Below are 20,891 nucleotides of genomic sequence, written 5' to 3'. Positions count from 1 at the left end.
GGTCAGCCTCCAGGTCAGCACGGCCTCACGGGGTGTCCTCGGACTTCTCCTTGTTCTTCTGCACCTTGCTGATCACGTCGTGCAAGGGCTTCGTGCCGCTGCCGACGACGATGCCGGTGACGATCGCGTCGACCCACACCGGGATGCCGTTCCAGTCCTCGCCGGCGATCGAGTGCAGCAGATACAGGCCGCCCGCCGACGACGCGACGGTCGCCACCGCGGTCGCGATGCCCCACGAGACGAGACCGCGGCTCGCCCGGCCCTTCTCCAGCATCGACTTCGCGTGCGCGACCTGGATGAGGTCGTCGAGGGTCGCGTCGTGGTACTTGTTCGCGAGGTTCGCCACCGCGGCCTCCAGCTCGCCGCGGGCGTGCTTGCCGGGCAGGAACCGGGCGAACGGCTCCAGGATCCGCTCGACGGCCGTCGCGAAGGCGAACAGCACCGCGAAGAACGTCGTCGCGTCCGGCAGGTGGATCGCCTGCGCGTTGATGTCGAAGTGCCACAGCGCCCACGACCCGGCGCCGCCGGCGGCGACCAGGACGAACGCGGACACCAGCGACAGCACCGAGGCGGGCTGCGGCGGGACGGCGGCGGCCTCCCCGCCGGGCGTCGGCTCCACCGGCCCGGCCGAGGCGATCGCGATCCCGACCTCGTCGCCCGCCGCGGCGACGGCCTGCTCCCTGGCCTGCTCCGGAGCCTGCTCAGGAGCCTCGGCGGTCGCGGACCGGGCGGAGGCGCCGGGCTGGAACGGCGGCGACTGCGCCGGACCGGGCTGGGTGGGGACGTGGGCCCTGCCGATCGCGGGGGCGTCGGCGGGGGCGGCGGGGGTCACGGAGGCGGCCGCGACGACGCGGCTGGAGTTGGGGCCGAGCACGTTCGTGCGACGGACGAGAGCCATGCGCGAGACGGTAGCGGTGCGTCGATCCGTGCGCGATAGCCGAATCCCGACATCGACGTGCCGTCACCCCCGCGTCGCGCTAGGTCGCCGCCTCCGTTCGCTGTCCTCGGCGCAGGAGTGCGGGGACCAGGAGCAGCGAGACGAGGTCGACGGTGGCGTGCAGGACGATCGGGAGCAGCAGGTTGCCGGTCAGCGCGTACAGGGCGGTGAAGACGGCCGCGGCGCCCGTCGTCACGATGACGCCCCTGATGCCCTGGTACCGGTGACCGGCGCCGAACAGGACCGCGGCGAGGACGGCCGCCGCCCACAGGGGCAGGCCGAGGATCCCGGCACCGGCGGCGATGAGCAGGCCGCGGAACACGATCTCCTCGCCGGCGCCGGCGGCGACCGCGGCGACGACCGCCCAGCGCCGCTCGGCGGGCGTCCTCGGCCGCAGGAACGCCAGCGGATCGTCGGCGCTTTCCTCGCCGTCGTCCTCGTCGTCGCCGCGCTCCGGGTCTGCGGCGCGGACGGCGAGGAGGGCGGCGGTGCCGGCGGCCGCGGCCGGGAGCAGCAGCGCGATGAGGACGTCGCCGACGGTGATGGGGCGCAGGCCGAGGTCGGTGAGGTCCAGGCCGGCGCCGAGGTGGACCGCTTCCAGGGCGATGAGGGCCGACAGGGTGTTCGTCGCCGCCGAGCGCCGGAACGCGGGGACGAGCCCGCGGGCGGCGATCCTGGCCTTCATCTGCTCCGGCGACCCGCGCAGGACGGTGGCGGTCAGCACGACCAGGACCAGCGCCGTGAGGATCACCTCGGTGGCGTGGAACGTCGGGTCGATCCAGTCGAGCACGGCAGTCATGATGGGACAGCGAAGGGGCCGCTGTCAGCCCACCGGTGCGGTGGATCGCTGACAGCGGCCCGTGGCCGTTGCCCTTGGCCTGCCTACGCGGACGGGCCGGCGCTGACCGACGTGCTGGGCGCGGCGCTCGCGCTCGGGTCCGCACCGGCACCCGCGTCCGCCGGCGGCGGGAGGGCGCTGCCCTTGACGTACTCGTCCCAGGTCTTGTCCCAGTCGGTCCAGCCGTTGCCCCAGGCCAGCTTCCTCGGGGTGCCCTTGACGATGTGGACGTCGCCGATCTTCGTCAGGTCGAACAGGTACTTCGCGTTCTTCTGCGAGACGTTCGTGCAGCCGTGCGAGACGTTGCGCTTGCCCTGGTCGCCCTCGGACCACGGGGCCGCGTGGATGTACTCGCCGCCGCTGGTCGTGCGCTGCGTCAGGTAGACCGTCTCGCGGTAGGGGTCCGACGGGTCGGTCGACACGAACAGCTCGGACTGCTGCTTGTCCATGACCACCATGTGACCGCTGGAACTCGGCGTCTTGGCCTTGCCGAGGCTGACCGGGACGGTCTTGATGACCTCGCCGTTCTTCTCGACCGTCATCTGGTGGGTCTTGTCGTCGGTCGTCATGATGATCTTGTCGCCGACGGTGAAGTTGGTCGTGACGTCCTTGGTGCCCCAGCCGGTCTTCGTCAGCTGGAGACCACCAGTGGCCAGGCGGACGCTGACCTTGGTGCCGGTCTGCCAGTACTCCTTCGGGCGGAAGTGCACCTCGCCGCCGTTGAACCAGTACCAGGTGCCGACCTGCGGCGGCGTGCTGGTGACCAGCAGCCGCTTCTCGACGCTCGCCCGCAGGTCCGTGGGGACGCTGGAGCCGAAGCGGACGACGACCGGCATGGCCACGCCGTAGACCTTGTTGTCGGACAGGGCGGTCGACACGTTGACCGTCTTGCCGGGCTTCGCCATGGTCGTGAACGTGACCTTCTTGCCGGTGCTGTCGCCGGCGGAGGTCACGGTCGCCGTGTACTGCGTGTTGTATTTGAGCTGACTTGCCGGAATCCAGGTCGAGCCGTCGGAGCGCAGACCGCCGTTGACCGCGGCACCGGACGCGTCCGTCAGCGTGACCGCGGCGTTGGCGCCGGAGGCCGCCTGCAGGGCGAGTTCGGTGGCGGTGGAGACGCCGGTCGCGCCGTCGGCGGGCGCCGTCAGGGTCGCCGTCGGCTGCTGTGCGGCGGACGCGGAAGCCGAGGGGCCGCCGGCACTGCCGCTGTCACTCCATTTGGGTTTGTCGTCAGCGCTGCAAGCAGAGAGGGCGATCAGACCGGTCAGGGCGGCGATCGTGGCCAGTGCGCGTGCGGAGACTCCCATGTCCACACCTCCTTCGTTGGGCTAGAGCATGCACCGGTTACAACGCCGGTGTATCCCGGGTTTGTGCCACCCGGTTCAACACGTGGGCCAGATTCTCGTCGGGCCCGTGATCGAACTGGTGGCGGGCGATCTTGCCGTGCATCATCGTAGGAAGTAACGGATTGCGAGAGCCATCCGCTCCTTGGACGTGTTCCAGACTGCACGAGGTTGCGTCCCGATTCGGTAACGGCGCCGTGAGATGATCACTGCACCCCTCCGACCTGCGGCTCGTGGGATTTGTCACGACTTCCTGGTGTAGGTCGGACAGCCGTCCAGACGGTACGTTGGTCGGCAACATACGGCAGCGGCTCGTGACCGGTCCGGCAGCGGCACATGAGGATCGCGCCGGAATCTTCGCGTACACTGGCAAGACTGTTCCGTAAGGTGTTTTCTGGGCCGACGTTGTCCCGACTCGCACTCGATGACGTCAGGAGGCCCGATGGGTTACCCGGGACCGCAGCCGCAGGGTCTGTATGACCCTGCCTTTGAGCACGACGCCTGCGGGGTCGCGTTCGTGGCCGACATCCACGGCCGCCGGTCCCATGACGTCGTGCACAAGGGGCTGTCCGCGCTGCAGCGCATGGACCACCGGGGAGCCCGCGGGGCCGAGCCCAACACCGGCGACGGGGCCGGCATCATGATCCAGATCCCGGACGCGTTCCTGCGGGAGGCCGCCGGGCTCGACCTGCCGCCCGCCGGGTCCTATGCGACCGGCCTGGCGTTCCTGCCCGTCGACGACGAGGCCGCCCAGCGCGCGATGCGCGTCCTGGAGAAGTATGCCCTGGTCGAGGGCGCCCACGTCATCGGCTGGCGCGACGTGCCGACCGACGCCACCGACCTCGGCGCGACCGCGCTCGTCGCGATGCCGCGCATCAAGCAGGTCTTCATCAGCGCGGAGAAGCTCGGCGCGCCCGGCATCGTGCTGTCCGGCATGGACCTGGAGCGGGTCGTCTACTGCGTGCGCAAGCAGGCCGAGCGGGAGACCCGCGAGCGCGGCATCCAGCTCTTCCTGCCGTCGCTGTCCTCGCGCACCATCACCTACAAGGGCATGCTCACCCCCGACCAGGTCGTGTCGTTCTTCCCCGACCTGTCCGACGAGCGCGTCACGTCCGCGATCGCGCTGGTCCACTCCCGCTTCTCGACGAACACGTTCCCGTCGTGGGAGCTCTCGCACCCGTACCGGCTGATCGCGCACAACGGCGAGATCAACACGATCCGGGGCAACCGCAACTGGATGGCGGCCCGCGAGGCGCTCCTCGCGACGGAGAACCTGCCCGGCAACATCCGCCGGCTCTTCCCGATCTGCACGCCCGAGGCGTCGGACTCCGCCAACTTCGACGAGGTCCTGGAGCTGCTGCACCTGTCGGGCCGCAGCCTGCCGCACGCGGTGCTCATGATGATCCCCGAGGCGTGGGAGAACGACCCGCGCATGGACCCGGCGCGCAGGGCGTTCTACCGCTTCCACGCCTGCCTGATGGAGCCGTGGGACGGCCCGGCGAGCGTCGCCTTCACCGACGGCACCGTTGTCGGCGCGGTCCTGGACCGCAACGGGCTGCGCCCCGGCCGCTGGTGGCAGACCGCCGACGGCCTCGTCGTCCTCGCCAGCGAGGCGGGCGTGCTCGACCTCGACCCGGCGACCATCGTGGCGAAGGGCCGCTCGGCACCAGGCAAGATGCTGCTGGTCGACACCGCCGCCGGCCGCATCAAGACCGACGACGAGATCAAGAGTGAGCTGGCACAGGCCGAGCCCTACGGCGACTGGCTGCACGCCGGCCTCATGGACCTCGACCAGCTGCCCGAGCGGGAGCACATCGTCTACACGCACGACTCCGTGCAGCGCCGCCAGCAGACCTTCGGCTACACCGAGGAGGAGCTGAAGATCCTCATCGGGCCGATGGCGAAGGCCGGCGCCGAGCCGCTCGGCTCGATGGGCACCGACACGCCCGTCGCCGTGCTCTCGACGCGGCCGCGGCTCATGTACGACTACTTCACCCAGCTCTTCGCGCAGGTGACCAACCCGCCGCTGGACGCGATCCGCGAGGAGATCGTCACCAGTGTCGCGGCCACCATCGGCCCCGAGGGCAACCTGCTGCGCCCCGGCCCGGCGTCCTGCCGGCAGATCGCGCTGCCGTATCCGGTCATCGACAACGACGACCTGGCGAAGCTGCTGCACATCGACGACGACGGCGACCTGCCCGGCTTCAAGGCCGTCCGGGTCTCCGGCCTGTATCCGATCCGCGACGGCGCCACCGGTCTCAAGCGCCGCCTGGTCGAGATCATGCGCGGCGTGTCCGAGGCGATCGAGGACGGCGTGCGCGTGCTCGTCCTGTCCGACCGCGACTCGACCGCCGACCTGGCGCCGATCCCGTCGCTGCTGCTCACCGCCGCCGTGCACCAGCACCTCGTGCGCGAGCAGACCCGCACCCAGGTCTCGCTCGTCGTCGAGTCCGGCGACTGCCGCGAGGTGCACCACGTGGCGCTGCTGTCCGGGTTCGGCGCGTCCGCGGTCAACCCGTACCTCGCCTTCGAGAGCGCCGAGGACCTCATCGCCACCGGCGCGCTGCCCGGCGTCTCCCCGGAGAAGGCCGTCTACAACTACGTCAAGGCGCTCGGCAAGGGCGTCCTGAAGATCATGTCGAAGATGGGCATCTCGACCGTCAGCTCCTACTGCGGCGCCCAGGTGTTCGAGGCCGTCGGTCTCGACCCGCGGCTGGTCGAGCGGTACTTCACCGGCACGCCCAGCAAGATCGGCGGCATCGGCCTGGCCGAGATCCACGCCGAGATCGCCGCCCGGCACGCGCGGGCCTACCCGGCCAACGACGCCGAGCGGGCGCACCGGCGGCTCGAGGTCGGCGGCGAGTACCAGTGGCGCCGCGAGGGCGAGCTGCACCTGTTCAACCCCGAGACGGTCTTCCTGCTCCAGCACGCGACCCGCTCGAAGCAGTTCGACGTCTTCCAGCGGTACACCGCGAAGGTCGACGAACTCGCCGGGCAGGCCGGGTCCCTGCGCGGCCTCTTCGAGATCCGCACCGGGGTCCGCTCCGCCGTGCCGATCGATGAGGTCGAGCCGGCCACCGAGATCGTCAAGCGGTTCGCGACCGGCGCCATGTCCTACGGCTCCATTTCCATGGAGGCGCACGAGACCCTCGCCATCGCGATGAACAACATCGGCGCCCGGTCCAACACGGGCGAGGGCGGCGAGGACCCGGAGCGGCTGCACGACCCGCGTCGGCGCTCCGCCATCAAGCAGGTCGCCAGCGGCCGCTTCGGGGTGACCACCGAATACCTGGTCAACGCCGACGACCTGCAGATCAAGATGGCCCAGGGCGCGAAGCCCGGCGAAGGTGGTCAGCTGCCGGGCAACAAGGTGTGGCCCTGGATCGCCAAGACCCGTCACGCCACCCCCGGCGTCGGGCTGATCTCGCCGCCGCCGCACCACGACATCTACTCCATCGAGGACCTCGCCCAGCTGGTCTTCGACCTGAAGAACGTCAACCCGGCGGCCCGCATCCACGTGAAGCTGGTCTCCGAGATCGGCGTCGGCACCGTCGCCGCCGGTGTGGCCAAGACCAAGGCCGACGTCATCCTCATCTCCGGCCACGACGGCGGCACCGGCGCGTCGCCGCTCAACTCGCTCAAGCACGCCGGCACGCCGTGGGAGCTCGGCCTCGCCGAGACCCAGCAGACGCTGCTGCTGTCGGGGCTGCGCGACCGGGTCAGCGTCCAGGTCGACGGGCAGCTCAAGACCGGCCGTGACGTCATCATCGCGGCGCTGCTCGGCGCCGAGGAGTTCGGCTTCGCGACCTCGCCGCTCATCGTGTCCGGCTGCATCATGATGCGCGTCTGCCACCTCGACACCTGCCCGGTCGGCATCGCCACCCAGAACCCCGCGCTGCGCAAGAAGTTCACCGGCAAGCCCGAGTTCGTCGAGAACTTCTTCTGGTTCCTCGCCGAGGAGGTCCGCGGCTACCTCGCCGAGCTGGGCTTCCGCACCCTGGACGAGATGATCGGGCACACCGAGCTGCTCGACGTGCGGCCGGCCGTGGAGCACTGGAAGGCCGGCGGGCTCGACCTGACGCCGCTGCTGCACGTGCCTCCCCTCGCCGACGACGCCGCGCGGCGCCAGTCCACCAAGCAGGACCACCGCCTCGAGCGGGCACTGGACAACCAGCTCATCGCCGCCGTCACGCCCGCCCTCGACGAGGGCAACACGATCAAGCTGGAGATCGCCGTCCGCAACGAGCACCGCTCCGTCGGGGCGATGCTCGGCGGTGAGATCGTCCGCCGGGTCGGCGGCGCCGGCCTGCCCGACGACACCGTGGACGTTACGTTGCGCGGCACCGCCGGCCAGTCGTTCGGCGCCTGGGTCCCCCACGGCGTCACCCTCCGGCTCGTCGGCGACGCCAACGACTACGTCGGCAAGGGCCTGTCCGGCGGGCGGCTCATCGTGCACCCCGACCCGGCCGCCCCGTTCGTCGCCGAGGACCAGATCATCGGCGGCAACACCGCCCTCTACGGCGCGACCGGCGGCGTGCTCCTCATGCGCGGCAAGGCCGGCGAGCGCTTCGCGGTGCGCAACTCGGGCGCGTCCGCCGTCGTCGAGGGCGTCGGTGACCACGGCTGCGAGTACATGACCGGCGGCGCCGTCGTCGTCCTCGGCCCCACCGGGCGGAACTTCGCCGCGGGCATGTCCGGTGGCGTCGCGTACGTGTGGAAGCTCGACCACTCGCTGGTCAACGCCGAACTGGTGGACCTTGAGCCGGTGTCGACGCCGGCGGTGCTGCGGGCGCTGGTCGAGTCGCACCTCGCCGAGACCGGCTCGGCGGTGGCTGCGCGGCTCCTGGACAACTGGGACGAGTCGGTCCTGGAGTTCACCGAGGTCGTGCCCCGCGACTACCGGCGGGTCAAGGAGGTCATTCGGGCCGCCGAGGCAGCCGGTGACGACGTCGACGCCGCGGTCATGGAGGTGGCCCGTGCCTGACCCGAACGGTTTCCTGCACTACGAGCGGCGTCTACCGGCCCGGCGTCCCGTTCCGGTCCGGCTGCGGGACTGGCGCGAGGTGTACCCGTCCGCGAACGACGAGCTGATCACCGAGCAGGCGAGCCGCTGCATGGACTGCGGTATCCCGTTCTGTCACGACGGGTGCCCGCTCGGCAACCGCATCCCCGACTGGAACGACCTCGTCCGCAGCGGCAACTGGGACTTCGCGATCGAGGCCCTGCACGCGACCAACAACTTCCCGGAGTTCACCGGGCGGCTGTGCCCCGCGCCGTGCGAGGCCGCGTGCGTCCTGTCGATCGCCGGCGGCCAGCCCGTCACGATCAAGCAGGTCGAGGTCGAGATCATCAACCGGGCCGTGGCCGCCGGACGGGTCACCGCCCGGCCCGCCCCGGAGCGCTCCGGCAGGAGCGTCGGCGTGGTCGGCTCCGGCCCGGCCGGGCTCGCCGCCGCGCAGCAGCTGGCCCGCGCCGGTCACGACGTCGAGGTGTACGAGCGCGACGACGCCCTCGGCGGCCTGCTGCGGTACGGGATCCCCGACTTCAAGCTGGAGAAGGGCCACATCGACCTGCGGCTGGACCAGCTGCGCGGCGAAGGGGTCCGCTTCTCCACCGGCGTCGACGTCGGCGTCACCGTCTCCGTCGACGACCTGCGCGCCCGGCACGACGCGCTGCTGCTCGCGTGCGGCGCACTGCAGGCCCGGGACGTCCCTTCCACGCCCGGCCGCGCGCTTTCCGGCGTCCACCTGGCGATGGAGCACCTCGTCGAGGCGAACCGGGTCGTCGCCGGGCGGGTGCCGTCCGCGTCGATCTCCGCCGCCGGGAAGAACGTGATCATCATCGGTGGCGGCGACACGGCGGCGGACTGCCTCGGTGTCGCACACCGGCAGGGCGCCAGATCCGTGCTGCAGCTCGACCAGTACCCGGTGCCGCCCGCCGAACGCGACGAGGCGCGCGACCCGTGGCCGACGTGGCCGTGGATTTTGCGCAACTACCCGGCGCACGAGGAGGGCGGCGACCGCGCGTTCGCCGTCGCCGTCACCGCCTTCGAGGGCAACGACGCCGGCGACCTCACCGGGGTGCGCATCGCCGAGGTGCAGGTGTCCAGAGTGGACGGACGCCGGGTCGTCACCGAGGTCCCCGGGACCGAGCGGCTGTATCCGGCGGAGCTGGTGCTGCTCGCGATCGGCTTCGAGGGCACCGAACCGGGGCCGCTGCTGACGAACCTCGGACTGTCCCGCAACCGCCGCGGCGGCGTCGACACCGGCGCCGACTGGCAGTCCTCCGCGCCGGGCGTCTTCGTGGCCGGCGACATGCACCGCGGTGCGTCGCTCATCGTGTGGGCGATCGCCGAGGGCCGGTCCGCGGCGGCGTCGATCCACGCGTATCTCGGCGGCGACGGCGCACTCCCCGCGCCGGTCGAGCCCAGCGCCGTGGCGCTCACCGCCTGAGCCATTTGTTTGTCGGGTGCTAAACGGGAGCGGGCCTCTTCGCGGGTACCGCTCCCGGGTATCCGTCGGCCATGAAACGCCCGGTGCTCGTGCTGCTGCTCCTCGTGGGCATCTCTGTGCTGCTGCCTTCCCCCGCGCTGGCTGACCCTCCGCCGTTCTGGGCCCCTGCCATCCCTTCCGCGCCGCCGCTGCCCACGTCGTCGCATTCGCCGCCCGCATACTCGGCCCCCGCTCCCGCGGCCGCCGCCGCGGCGGCCCGCCCGGCGGCGCCCGAGCCGACGTTCGCCAACGACGTCCGCATCGCGCTGCGGATCGTCGAACGCTACTGGAGCTCCCGGATCGTCGGTTTCCGCCCCGTGTCACGGGTCGTGCCGTACCGCATCGACGGCGAGGCCATGTGCGGCTCCCAGCCGATCCCGACCGAGAACGCCGCCTACTGCCCCGTCGGGGACTTCATCGCCTACGACGTCAACTGGTCCCAGAAGGTCTACGAACAACTCGGCGATGCCTTCGTCTTCTACCTCCTCGGCCACGAATACGGCCACGCCGTCCAGAACCGCCTGGGCATCAACTACGCCTTCACCATCTACCAGGAACTCCAGGCGGACTGCTTCGCCGGCGCGTACATCGGCGACTCCATCAAGGTCGGCGACTTCACCCTCGAGGACGGCGACCTCGACGAACTGCGCGACGGACTCCTCTCCGTAGCCGACCCGGAAGGCGAACCCTGGTTCCAGGAAGGCGCCCACGGCTCCGCCGCCCAACGCACCGGCGCCTTCTTCGACGGCTACGACCAGAGCCTCGACGCCTGCGACATGCCCGCCTCGTACCACGGCTGAACCTGCGGTACCGTCACCCCTGTCAATAGCCCATCGTGGCGGGAAGGACGCGATGAGTGATCAACGGTCAGGTCCGGTCCGATGACGGAGACCTATCACCGGTGGCGCCTGCCCCAACTGTGGGAGATGCTCGCCGCCGACGATGCCGCGAACGCCCACCTGCACCTGGCAACCCTGCGCCGCCAGCAAACCGCCCTGGAAACCCACCGCGACCGCCTCCGCACCCTGCGGGACCACCTCACCGAAGCCTGGCCCCCACAGAAAAGCGAAGCCGCCACGGCATTCGTCGACAAGTTGAACGACATGATCGATGCGATGACCGGTGCGGCCCGTGGGGCAGGGGAAGTGCGGACCGGTCTTGCCCACATCGTCGACGTGATCCAGGAGTCGCGTTCGAAGATGGCGGCACTGGTCGCTGATTACGAGAAGGCATCCGAGGTAGCCGATCCCCGGATCAGCCGACATGCCAAGAATGTGCTGGATCAGCGAGCACGCGACGTGTTGATCGCGGCCGACGCCACCGTGGTGAAGGCTCTTGGACCGCTCAACGTGGCACTGCCGGTGTACACGCGGTTCAGCGTGCAAGGCGTGATTCCGGTCGCCACACCCGGCGAGGCGCGGCCGGGCAGCACCGTCCCCCGCTCCGCATCGAACGGGGGCGCCGCACTGACTGACCTGCGCACACCGCGATTCGAGCCACCGGTCGCCACGGTCCCTGACGACCTCGCGCTCGCCGGCGGGCAGACCGCTGACATCGTGCCGGCGTCCGGTCCGCCGGTATCCGGCCGGTCGATCGGCAGCGAGGCGCTCACGTACCCGGTCATCGGGACGCGCGGTGTGACCGCGGAGAGCGGATCTGCCGGTCGGACCGCCACGACGCGGCCTTTCGGGGCGCCGGTGATCGGGGGAGCGGCACCGGCCGGATCCAGCCGAGGCGGCGGTGGGACCGCGGCTGCGATGCACCGCCCGTCGACAGTGACCCCGCCGATGGGGAGAGCTTCCGGTGCCGGCGGATATCGGGACCGATCGTTCGACGAGTATGCGGCGCGCCGCCGTGCGCCGCGGGGCGACGGCGATGGCACATGGTCGGTCCCTGAAGGGGTGCGACCAGTGCTCGAAGCCGTAGAACCGACCGCGCACGACCCGGGTCCAGGCGTGCTCGGGCTCGACCGTTGAGACCGATCACCCGGATCGCGATGGTGGTCGCGTCGTCCACGGCGCTCATGCTGGCGTCGTCGTTCAGCGCCGAAGCCGATCAGATCCGCGACCGGCAGTGGCACATCGCCGCGCTCGACATCCCTGCGGCCCAGAGCCTCAGCCAGGGTGAGGGCGTGCTGGTGGCGGTCGCAGACACCGGCGTCGATGCCAGCCGCGGCGAACTCGCCGCCGCGGTGGTCCCCGGAAAAGAGTTCGGCGAGCAGGCGAACGGCGACGGCAGGACCGACACCGACGGGCACGGCACGGCGATGGCCGGCCTGATCGCCGGCCGTGGGCTCGCCGGCGGTTCCGGTGTCCTCGGCGTAGCTCCGAAGGCGCAGATCCTGCCGGTCCGCACGGTCCGCAGCGAGTTCGGCGGTTCACCGGTGAACCTTGCTGCCGGCATCGAGTGGGCCGTGTCGCAGAAAGCGCAGGTCATCTGTATCGCCGCGGGCACGAGCGAATACCCCGAGGTTCGACGAGCGGTGGAGGCGGCCATCGCCGCAGATGCGGTGGTGGTGGCGTCGGCCGGCAACACGACGACCGCGAAACAGGTCGCATTCCCCGCCACCATTCCCGGTGTGGTGGCGGTTGCCGGGACTGACAAGAGCGGCGACCACGCGCCGATTTCCGCAGCCGGCCCGGAAGTCACGCTCGCCGCACCGGCGGTCGACATCGTGTCGACGGGAGCGTTCGAAAAGTACGTCACGGGTGACGGCACCAGCAATTCGGCGGCGATCGTGGCTGGGGTGGTGGCGTTGGTGCGGGCGAAGTATCCGCACCTGCCGGCTGCCGAGGTCGTCCGGCGGTTGACCGCGACCGCGACCGATCGGGGGAAGCCGGGCAGGGACGAAGAATACGGGTACGGCATCGTCAATCCTGTTGCGGCGTTGACAGCGACGGTACTGCCGTCGTCACAGGCGGCCTCGGTCGGTCCCTCGCCTTCGCCGCCACCTTCGCAGGGGCGGTCGCCGGTTGGGTGGGTCATTGTCGGCGGGAGTGTGGTGCTTGCGGGCGTCGGGCTGCTGGCCTGGCGCCGGCGGCGGGGACGGTAGGCTTCGTCACGCTTCGCGGTTGCCGCAGTTCTGGGCGTCATGAGGCTTCGGTGGTGCGGTACCGTCACGTTTGTCTATTGCACATCGTGGCGGGGAGGACGCGGTGAGTGATCATGCGGCGGGGTTCACGGTCGATCTGGAAGCGGTGCGTTCGTTCGGTGCCGGCCTGCACGGCGACCTGACCGCGCACCTGTCACCGGAGCACGAGCAGATCCTGCGCACGTTCGTCGACACACCGACGTTCGGCACACGCACGGCCAGCCCAGACGTGCAGGCGGCGGCGACGGCGTACCACCGGAAACTCATCGAACTGCTCGACCTCATGGACACGTTCGTCCACAACGGCGCGGTGTTCGTGCAGGCCGCCGAGGAGGTGGCGGCCGCGTACGCGCAGGCCGACACGCTGAGCGGCGACCAGTTCAAGACAGCGCTGGCCGTCGCCTCGACCAAGGTCGACGCCGTGCTGTGGGCCGCCCAGCACGACCCGAAGACGGGCAGGTCGATCTGATGGCCGAGTCGTACGGTCGTTGGCGGCTGCCCCAGCTGTGGGAGATGGTCGCCGCCGACGACGCCGCGAACGCCCACCTGCACCTGGCGACGCTGCGCCGCCAGCAGACCGCCCTGGAAACGCACCGGGACCGCCTGCGAACCCTCCGGGACCAGCTCGCCGAAGCCTGGCCCCCACAAAAGAGCGAAGCAGCGACGATGTTTCTGCAGCGGCTCAACGACATGATCGACGCGCTTACGGCGACCGCACGGGGTGCCGCCGATGTGCGGGTTGGCATGGAAGTCATTGCCGATGCGATCAATGGAGCGCGCGAGCAGTTGGCACCTCTGGTCGAGCGGTATGCGAAGGCGGAATCCGTGCCTGACCCACGCGTCAAGTTGCAGGCGAAGAAGGTGTTGGACCAGGAGGCCCGTCGGATACTCGTGTCGGCGGACGGGACGGTGCGTGAGGCGGCGACTGCCTTGCAGGTGGCACTCCCCGCCTATGGGCGGATCAGCACGCTGACCGACGTCCCGAGTGTTGGTGGCGGCGAGCCCGGCTCGACAGGTGGAGGTGGCGCCGGTGCTGGAAGCGGGGGCGCGAAGTACGCCTCAGCGAGCTCGGGTGCGCTTCTTCCGCCACGCTTCGAGCCACCCAGTTCTGTCATTGCCGATGCGGCGCAGACCGAAGTGGTGCTCGCCGGGGACCAGCCAGGAGTCCAAGCCAACGGACGGCGGCCGGGCGAGATCGGACCTGTGCAGGCGAATGGTGTGCCGCCGCATGGGGCGATCGGCGCAGTCGGGCGGGTCCTCGGCGGCGGTCCCGCAATCGGGATGTTCGGACCAGGGACCGAAGCGGCTGTGCGCGGCTCGGGCGCAGGGATGGTGCGAGGACTTCCCGGCAACGTGATCGGGGGCGCTCCTGCGGCGACGACGCGTGGCGGCGTCATGCGAGCGCCTGCTGCATCACCGCGAACCGCGCCTGACGTCGCGCGCCCGCCCGCCGGGAGCGGCGGATACCGGGACCGGTCGTTCGAGGAGTACGCCGCGCACAGGCGTGGACGCGACGCGGAGCTGGAGGAGCAGTGGAAGGTGCAACAGGGTGTGCCGCCGCTGCTGGAGGCGCCGCCGCCGGTGCGTGACCACGACCCCGGCCCGGGCGTGATCGGCCTCGATCGTTGAGCCGAGGAGTCCGTGCAAGCAGTGTGATTCTGGCCGTGGCGGTCGCCTCGTTACTCATTTCGCCGGGGCCCGCTTCCGCAGATGCCATTCGCGACCGGCAGTGGCATCTGGCGTCGCTCGGTGTGCTGGACGCCCAGAAGCTCAGCATGGGCGAAGGGGTGCTCGTCGCCGTCCCGGACACCGGGGTCGACGATCGTCATGGCGAGCTTGCCGGGGCCGTCGCCGAGGGCAAGGAGTTCGGTGAGGGCGCGTCCGGCAACGGTAAGGCCGACACCGACGGTCATGGCACGGCGATGGCCGGCCTGATCGCCGGTCGGGGCCTTCCGAACGGGGGCGGCGTCCTCGGCGTCGCTCCGAAGGCGACCATCCTGCCGGTACAGACGATCCACAGCGACTTCGGAGGATCGCCGGTCAATCTGGCGGCGGGCATCGACTGGGCCGTTGCGGCAGGTGCGAAGGTGATCTGCGTGGCCGCCGTCACCAGCGAGTATCCGGAGGTCCGCACGGCCGTGGAGCGCGCCGTCAAGGCTGATGTCGTGGTGGTTGCGGGGGTGGGCAACACGCCGAAGAACAAGCAGGTGGGGTTTCCGGCGAAGGTGCCCGGGGTGGTGGCGGTCGCGGGGACGGACAAGGACGGGAAGCATGCAGCGATTTCGGCGACAGGGCCTGAAGTCGTGCTGGCGGCGCCGGCAGTGGACATTGTTTCCACCGGGGCGTTCGGGAAGTACGTGACGGGGGAGGGGACGAGTAACTCGACGGCGATCGTGGCCGGGGTTGTGGCGTTGGTGCGGGCGAAGTATCCGCAGCTCCCCGCAACCGAGGTCGTGCGGAGGCTCACCGCGACCGCGGCCGACAGAGGAAAGCCCGGCCGGGACGACGAGTACGGCTACGGCATCGTCGACCCGGTCAAGGCGCTCACCGCGGACCTGCCGCCGTCCGCACAGCCCAGCAGTGGTCCCGCGCAAAGTGCCGGGCCCGGGAAAGGCGGGGCTGGAGTGGGGGTCGGGTGGGTTGTGGTGGGGGTCGGGGTGGTTGGGGGAGCGGTTCTCTGGTGGGTGCGACGCAGGACACGTTAGGAGCCAGGGAGCGCGGGTACCTAGCGCCGAATGCGAGACACGCTCATCGACACGGTGGAGCCGCTCGGCATTGCGCTCGGGGCGGCGCTGGTTGCGCTGTTGCTGGTGCAGGCTGTGCATCTGATGCTGCTGCGGGCGGGGCGGCGGTCGGCGTTGCTGACCGAGCTGTCGAACAAGGCGCACCGGCCGACGCAGTTCGTGGTGGTGCTGTCGGCGGTGTACTTCGTGATCCGGGACACCGCGGACGAGGCCGAGTGGCGGCAAACGTTTCTGCACGTGGAGCAGCTGGTCATCATCGGGACGGCGGCCTGGCTGGTGGCGGCGTTGCTGGTGGTGGCGGAGGACGCGGCGCTGGCGCGGTTCAGGACGGACGTGCCGGACAACCGGCAGGCGCGGCGGGTGCACACCCAGGTGGTGATGATCCGGCGGGTCACGGTGGCCACGGTCGCGTTGCTCGCGGGTGGGGTGATGCTGATGACGTTCCCGCAGGCCCGGATTCTCGGCACGAGTGTGATCGCCAGTGCGGGGTTCGTGGGGATCGTCGCGGGTCTGGCGGCGCAGAGCGTGCTGCGGAACGTGTTCGCGGGGCTGCAGCTGGCGTTCAGTGACGCGGTGCGGCTGGGCGACGTCGTGATCGTCGAGGAGGAGTGGGGGCGGATTCAGGAGATCACGTTGTCGTACGTGGTGGTCCACGTGTGGGACGACCGGCGGCTGATCCTGCCGACGTCGTACTTCACGGAGAAGCCGTTCCAGAACTGGACGCGGACCGAGGCGGCGCTGCTCGGGGACGTCATGCTCGACGTCGACTGGTGGCTGCCGGTGCCGGAGGCGCGTGAGGAGCTGCGCCGGGCGCTGGAGTCCACCGACCTGTGGGACGGACGGGTGTCGGTGCTGCAGGTCGTGGAGGCGACGGGCAGCGCGATGCGGCTGCGGGCCCTGGTGAGCGCGACCGACGCGCCGAAGCTGTGGGACCTGCGGTGCTTCATCCGGGAGCACATGGTGACGTGGCTGCGCGACGCGCACCCGTCGTCGCTGCCGCGCGTACGGGCGGAGATGACCTCGGCGATGCCGCTGCACGCGACGCTGACGGGGCAGACCCACCCGGCGGACAGCGACGCCCGCGTGTTCAGTCACAGCGTCGACGGCCGGGCCCGCGCGGAAGCGTTCACGGGCGGCGAACGCGAGCACTGAGCAGCCGCGCGGCCACCAGTACCGCCAGAATCACCGCGGTCACGACCAGCGACGGCCCTGCGAAGGTGCCGGCCAGGACGAGGACCGCGGCGGCCGGCTCCAGCCACGTGCGCGGCCGGATGTGCAGCGCCCACAACGCCAGCAGCAGGATCGCCACCGGGATCGTGACGGGGGCACCGGACAGGTCGGGGCGTTCGACGACGGCGGCGATGCCGGCGCCGATCGCCGCCGCGGCACCGAAGACGACGTAGTGCCCGTACCCCCAGACGAACGCGTGCCTGTCGTCCACGAGGATCTCGTGGGCGGGGTGGTCGAAGTACAGCCACCAGAACGCGAACACGATGACCAGCCCGCTCGCGGCCACCCACCACAGCCGGTCCTGCACGAAGCCGGCCTGCACCGCCACGGTCGTGGACAGCACGATCTCGCCGAGCACGATGATGAACAGCAGTCCGTACCGCTCGGAGATGTGATGCGGGTGCCACGGCGTCGGGCGGGTGCGCTCCGCCCACAGCGGCACGGCCAGCTCCGCGGCGACCATCACGAGGAAGAGCACCAGGTGCGGCGTCCCGTGGGCGAGCAGGATCAGCCCCCAGCCGATCATGCAGAGCGACACCCCGAGGGCCATCCGCCGGGCGGTCCGGCGTCCTTCCGAAGCGCCGGCGGAGGCCCGCAGCCATTGCGTGACCAGGGCGGAGCGCATGATGACGTACCCGACGGTGACGGTGCCGAAGTGACCGTGGAACGCGTCGGGGACCCCGGCGGCGAGGACGAGCACCCCGGCGATCTGCACGAGGGTCGTCAGCCGGTAGGCGACGTCGTCGGTGTCGTACGCCGAGGCGAACCACGTGAAGTTCATCCACGCCCACCACACCGAGAAGAACACCGTCAGATAGGCGACGATCCCGTGCAGGACGTCACCCTCGGCGACGGCATGGTGCAGCAGCTGTGCCGTGAGGGCGATCGCCACCACGAAACACAGGTCGAACAGCAGCTCGAGCGGCGTCGCGACCCGGTGCGGCTCATGGGTGTCGCGGGTGCCCATCGGCAGACGCCACTGAGAGCGGGGAGACATCGTCCGATTATCGGGGAAACCCCCGGTGGACAGTGTCTCAACTGATGGCGCCACCGTGGGTCGGCCGAATCGTCACCGCGCGGAGGGGCTAGCCTCAGCGTGTGACTCGACGCGCAAAAATCGTCTGTACGCTCGGACCAGCTGTTTCTTCGCCCGAGCGGATTCGCGGCCTCGTCGACGCCGGGATGGACGTCGCGCGGCTCAACTTCAGCCACGGCAGCCATGAGGACCACGCCGCGGTGTTCACCCTCGTCCGTGAGGCCGCCGCCGCCGCCGGCCGTTCCGTTGGCATTCTCGCCGACCTCCAGGGTCCCAAGATCCGGCTCGGTCGCTTCGCCAACGGGCCCCACGAGTGGCGCACCGGTGACACGGCAGTCATCACCAGCGACGACATCGTCGGCACCGCCGACCGTGTCTCGTGCACCTACACGAAGCTGCCGCAGGAAGTGAAGGCCGGCGACCGGCTGCTGATCGACGACGGCAAGGTCGCCGTCGAGGTCACCGGCGTCGAAGGCAACGACATCACCGTCCTCGTCACCGAGGGCGGCATGGTCTCCAACAACAAGGGCGTCTCACTGCCCAACGTCGCGGTGAGCGTCCCCGCCATGTCCGACAAGGACGCCGAGGACCTCCGGTTCGCGCTGCAGCTCGGCGCCGACTGGATCGCGCTGTCATTCGTGCGCTCGCCCGACGACATCAAGCTCGTCCACGAGATCATGGACGAGGAGCGGGTGCACCGCCCGGTCATCGCCAAGGTCGAGAAGCCCGAGGCGGTCGCCGCGCTCGAGCAGATCGTCGCGGCCTTCGACGGCGTCATGGTCGCCCGCGGCGACCTCGGCGTCGAGATGCCGCTGGACCAGGTGCCGCTCGTGCAGAAGCGGGCCGTCCAGCTGTGCCGCGAGTCGGCGAAGCCGGTCATCGTCGCCACGCAGATGCTCGACTCCATGATCGAGAATGCCCGCCCGACCCGCGCGGAGGCGTCCGACGTCGCCAACGCGGTGCTCGACGGCGCCGACGCCGTCATGCTCTCCGGCGAGACCAGCGTCGGGCGCTATCCGATCATCACCGTGGCCACGATGGCGCGGATCATCGCGACCACCGAGGGCGGCTCGCTGTCGGTGCCGCGGCTGCAGCACGACCCCCGCACCCGCGGTGGCGCGCTCACCTCCGCCGCGTCCAACATCGCCCGCAACATCGGCGCCAAGGCGCTCGTCGCCTTCTCGCAGACCGGCGACACGGTCCGCCGCCTCGCCCGGCTGCACTGCGAGCTGCCGCTGCTCGCGTTCACGCCCGAGCCGACCGTGCGCAACCAGCTGACCCTGTCGTGGGGCGTGCAGACGTTCGACGTGCCGTTCGTCCAGCACACCGACGAGATGTTCCAGCAGGTCGACATGGCGATGGCCGGGCTGCCGTGGCTCAGCGCCGGTGACGACGTCGTCATCGTCGCGGGCTCCCCGCCCGGGACGCCCGGCTCGACCAACACCCTGCGCGTGCACACGCTGGGAGCACTGTCACATGAACACGGGGCGTAATTCCCTCTAGATTGCAGGGGTGGATGAGCTCGCAAGCGGACAGACGGCGGTAGACGCCCTCATCCGACTCCTGGACCTTGAAGCGCTGGGGGACGACCGGTTCCTGGGCATCAGCCCGCCGGTCGGCCCCCAGCGTGTCTTCGGCGGGCAGGTCGCCGGCCAGGCGCTCGTCGCCGCCGGCCGCACCGTCGACCCGGAGCGCCAGGTGCACTCGCTGCACGGGTATTTCGTGCGCCCCGGCGACCCGGCCGAGCCGATCACCTACGCCGTGGAGAACATCCGCGACGGCCGCTCCTTCTCCGTGCGCCGGTCCGTCGCCAAGCAGCACGGTGAGGTCATCTTCTTCATGTCGGCGTCGTTCCACGTCCCCCAGGACGGCCTGGACCACCAGGAGGCCGCCCCGTCCGACGTGCCGCCGCCCGAAGAGGTCCCGACCATGGCGGAGCGGCTCGCGAAATACCCGGAGCGGGCCGGCATCTGGGCGATCATCCCGCGCCCCATCGACGTGCGCTACGTCGGCGAGCCCGGCTGGGTCCCCCCGGGCGACCGCCCCGCCTCCCCGACGCAGCGCGTCTGGATGCGCATCGACGGCAAGCTCCCCGACGACCCCCTGGTGCACGCGTGCGCGCTCACGTTCGCCTCGGACCTGACGCTGCTGGACTCGGTCCTCGCAGTGCACGGCGCCGTCTGGGGCCCCGGCGGCTTCGTCGGCGCCAGCCTCGACCACGCCCTGTGGTTCCACCGGGGGTTCCGCGCCGACGAGTGGTTCCTCTACGACTCGGTCAGCCCCTCGGCCTCCGACGCCCGTGGCCTCGCCACCGGCCGCATGTTCACCCGCGACGGCCGCCACATCGCGACCGCCGTGCAGGAAGGCCTGTTGCGACGCGTGGGAGGATGAGTCATGCGCCTTTCAGCCCGGGTCGACTACGCCCTCCGCGCGGTGGCGGAGCTCGCGGCATCGGCCGGTGACGGCAAGCTGGTGACCGCCGACCGCCTGGCGTCCGCCCAGCAGATCCCACCCAAGTTCCTCGAGAGCATCCTGCTGCAGCTGCGCCGCGGCGGCGTCGTCGTCGCCCAGCGTGGCCCCGAGGGTGGCTACCGGCTCGCCCGGCCCGCCGCCGAGATCAGCCTCGCCGAGATCATCCGCGTGATCGACGGCCCCCTCGCCAACGTCCGCGGCCAACGCCCCGAAGACCTCGGCTACCACGGCGCCGCGTCCGCATTGCAGGATGTGTGGATCGCCCTGCGCGCCAACGAACGCCTCATCCTCGAGACGGTCACCATCGAGGACGTCGTCACCGGCGAGCTCCCCGAACGCGTCCGCGATCTCGTCGCCGACCCCCGCGCCTGGGTCTGACCCACGGCGGGCAAACCCGAGCCAAAGCAGAAGTTCCCTGCTCACGTCCGTCGTGGCGAAGGTCCGCTGCTCCCGTCAGACGCCGGTCAGGCCCTGGGGGGCCTGACCTCTCCCGCCGCCGGCAGTGGCCGTAGGCCGCGACCGTCCCGGCCGCGACGAGCACGCGGCCGTGGACGGCCGCGACACGACCTTGCGGTCGTGACCGTCCGGGGCCGGGCGGGTCGCGGGCTGGACGGGGGCTGGGCGGGGGAGTCAGTTGACCTTGGAGACTTTGTCTCACCCTGACGAGACAAAGTCAACCAAGTCAACACCGCCAATGCCGCCGGGTTTC

16 protein-coding genes are annotated in these 20,891 nt (G+C 70.7%); 12 read left to right on the top strand and 4 right to left on the bottom strand.

What is annotated here, in order from left to right; translation table 11 throughout:
* Window positions 1-25 precede the first annotated feature (25 nt).
* From ABZS58_RS47030 to ABZS58_RS47020, 3 genes are all read right to left on the bottom strand, one after another.
* A complete protein-coding gene (locus tag ABZS58_RS47030; protein WP_354790922.1) occupies window positions 26-898 on the bottom strand; it encodes a hypothetical protein in 873 nt (290 codons plus the stop codon).
* 79 nt (window positions 899-977) lie between these two features.
* Window positions 978-1,736: a CPBP family intramembrane glutamic endopeptidase gene (locus ABZS58_RS47025; RefSeq protein WP_354790921.1), complete on the bottom strand. Its 759-nt coding sequence runs from the start codon at window positions 1,734-1,736 to the stop codon at window positions 978-980.
* Between the two features lie 83 nt (window positions 1,737-1,819).
* Entirely contained in the window at window positions 1,820-3,082 is a 1,263-nt protein-coding gene (locus ABZS58_RS47020; protein WP_354790920.1) for an Ig-like domain-containing protein, read from the bottom strand.
* Between the two features lie 460 nt (window positions 3,083-3,542).
* On the opposite strand from ABZS58_RS47020, the gene gltB reads away from it, so the two are divergent.
* From gltB to ABZS58_RS46975, 9 genes are all read left to right on the top strand, one after another.
* A complete protein-coding gene (gltB, locus tag ABZS58_RS47015; RefSeq protein WP_354790919.1) occupies window positions 3,543-8,102 on the top strand; it encodes a glutamate synthase large subunit in 4,560 nt (1,519 codons plus the stop codon).
* Window positions 8,095-9,570, top strand: coding sequence for a glutamate synthase subunit beta (locus ABZS58_RS47010; protein WP_354790918.1), 1,476 nt, complete (start codon window positions 8,095-8,097; stop codon window positions 9,568-9,570). Before gltB ends, ABZS58_RS47010 begins: the two co-directional genes overlap by 8 nt.
* 71 nt (window positions 9,571-9,641) lie before the next feature.
* Window positions 9,642-10,409, top strand: a complete 768-nt coding sequence (locus ABZS58_RS47005) for a neutral zinc metallopeptidase (RefSeq protein WP_354790917.1) — start codon at window positions 9,642-9,644, stop codon at window positions 10,407-10,409.
* 81 nt (window positions 10,410-10,490) lie between these two features.
* A complete protein-coding gene (locus ABZS58_RS47000; RefSeq protein WP_354790915.1) occupies window positions 10,491-11,585 on the top strand; it encodes a hypothetical protein in 1,095 nt (364 codons plus the stop codon).
* Window positions 11,582-12,661, top strand: coding sequence for a S8 family serine peptidase (locus ABZS58_RS46995; RefSeq protein ID WP_354790913.1), 1,080 nt, complete (start codon window positions 11,582-11,584; stop codon window positions 12,659-12,661). Before ABZS58_RS47000 ends, ABZS58_RS46995 begins: the two co-directional genes overlap by 4 nt.
* Window positions 12,662-12,764: 103 nt before the next feature.
* Window positions 12,765-13,169 (top strand): hypothetical protein, encoded by a 405-nt coding sequence (locus tag ABZS58_RS46990; RefSeq protein ID WP_354790911.1) that lies wholly within the window; start codon window positions 12,765-12,767, stop codon window positions 13,167-13,169.
* Window positions 13,169-14,329, top strand: a complete 1,161-nt coding sequence (locus ABZS58_RS46985; protein WP_354790910.1) for a hypothetical protein — start codon at window positions 13,169-13,171, stop codon at window positions 14,327-14,329. The genes ABZS58_RS46990 and ABZS58_RS46985 overlap by 1 nt, the downstream gene beginning before the upstream one ends.
* A 23-nt stretch (window positions 14,330-14,352) precedes the next feature.
* The gene (locus ABZS58_RS46980; protein WP_354790909.1) at window positions 14,353-15,405 is read left to right on the top strand and encodes a S8 family serine peptidase; all 1,053 of its coding nucleotides are present in this window, start codon (window positions 14,353-14,355) and stop codon (window positions 15,403-15,405) included.
* 123 nt (window positions 15,406-15,528) lie between these two features.
* On the top strand, window positions 15,529-16,596 hold the full coding sequence (locus tag ABZS58_RS46975) for a mechanosensitive ion channel family protein (protein WP_354790941.1): 1,068 nt from the start codon (window positions 15,529-15,531) through the stop codon (window positions 16,594-16,596).
* On the opposite strand, the gene ABZS58_RS46970 is transcribed toward ABZS58_RS46975, so the two are convergent.
* Window positions 16,571-17,671, bottom strand: coding sequence for a low temperature requirement protein A (locus tag ABZS58_RS46970; RefSeq protein ID WP_354790908.1), 1,101 nt, complete (start codon window positions 17,669-17,671; stop codon window positions 16,571-16,573). The genes ABZS58_RS46975 and ABZS58_RS46970 overlap by 26 nt on opposite strands.
* A 101-nt stretch (window positions 17,672-17,772) precedes the next feature.
* Between ABZS58_RS46970 and pyk the strand changes: the two genes are divergently transcribed.
* The 3 genes from pyk to ABZS58_RS46955 are packed head-to-tail and all read left to right on the top strand — an operon-like array spanning window position 17,773 to window position 20,560.
* Entirely contained in the window at window positions 17,773-19,203 is a 1,431-nt protein-coding gene (pyk, locus tag ABZS58_RS46965) for a pyruvate kinase (RefSeq protein ID WP_354790906.1), read from the top strand.
* A gap of 19 nt (window positions 19,204-19,222) precedes the next feature.
* A complete protein-coding gene (locus tag ABZS58_RS46960) occupies window positions 19,223-20,101 on the top strand; it encodes an acyl-CoA thioesterase II (protein WP_354790904.1) in 879 nt (292 codons plus the stop codon).
* Window positions 20,102-20,104: 3 nt separating this feature from the next.
* On the top strand, window positions 20,105-20,560 hold the full coding sequence (locus ABZS58_RS46955; protein ID WP_354790903.1) for an Rrf2 family transcriptional regulator: 456 nt from the start codon (window positions 20,105-20,107) through the stop codon (window positions 20,558-20,560).
* Window positions 20,561-20,891: the final 331 nt, after the last annotated feature.

Source organism: Dactylosporangium sp. NPDC005555 (assembly GCF_040605635.1).
Taxonomy (GTDB): Bacteria; Actinomycetota; Actinomycetes; order Mycobacteriales; family Micromonosporaceae; genus Dactylosporangium.
The sequence above is the reverse complement of the archived record's forward strand: the minus strand, read 5'-3'. Positions and strand labels throughout refer to the sequence as shown.

Excerpts from the sequence above, each read along its gene's own strand:
- ABZS58_RS47030 (WP_354790922.1), bottom strand. The coding sequence starts at position 898 with ATGGCTCTCGTCCGTCGCACGAACGTGCTCGGCCCCAACTCCAGCCGC.
- ABZS58_RS47025 (WP_354790921.1), bottom strand. The coding sequence starts at position 1,736 with ATGACTGCCGTGCTCGACTGGATCGACCCGACGTTCCACGCCACCGAG.
- ABZS58_RS47020 (WP_354790920.1), bottom strand. The coding sequence starts at position 3,082 with ATGGGAGTCTCCGCACGCGCACTGGCCACGATCGCCGCCCTGACCGGT.
- gltB (WP_354790919.1), top strand. The coding sequence starts at position 3,543 with ATGACGTCAGGAGGCCCGATGGGTTACCCGGGACCGCAGCCGCAGGGT.
- ABZS58_RS47005 (WP_354790917.1), top strand. The coding sequence starts at position 9,642 with ATGAAACGCCCGGTGCTCGTGCTGCTGCTCCTCGTGGGCATCTCTGTG.
- ABZS58_RS47000 (WP_354790915.1), top strand. The coding sequence starts at position 10,491 with ATGACGGAGACCTATCACCGGTGGCGCCTGCCCCAACTGTGGGAGATG.
- ABZS58_RS46985 (WP_354790910.1), top strand. The coding sequence starts at position 13,169 with ATGGCCGAGTCGTACGGTCGTTGGCGGCTGCCCCAGCTGTGGGAGATG.
- ABZS58_RS46975 (WP_354790941.1), top strand. The coding sequence starts at position 15,529 with ATGCTGCTGCGGGCGGGGCGGCGGTCGGCGTTGCTGACCGAGCTGTCG.
- ABZS58_RS46970 (WP_354790908.1), bottom strand. The coding sequence starts at position 17,671 with ATGTCTCCCCGCTCTCAGTGGCGTCTGCCGATGGGCACCCGCGACACC.
- ABZS58_RS46955 (WP_354790903.1), top strand. The coding sequence starts at position 20,105 with ATGCGCCTTTCAGCCCGGGTCGACTACGCCCTCCGCGCGGTGGCGGAG.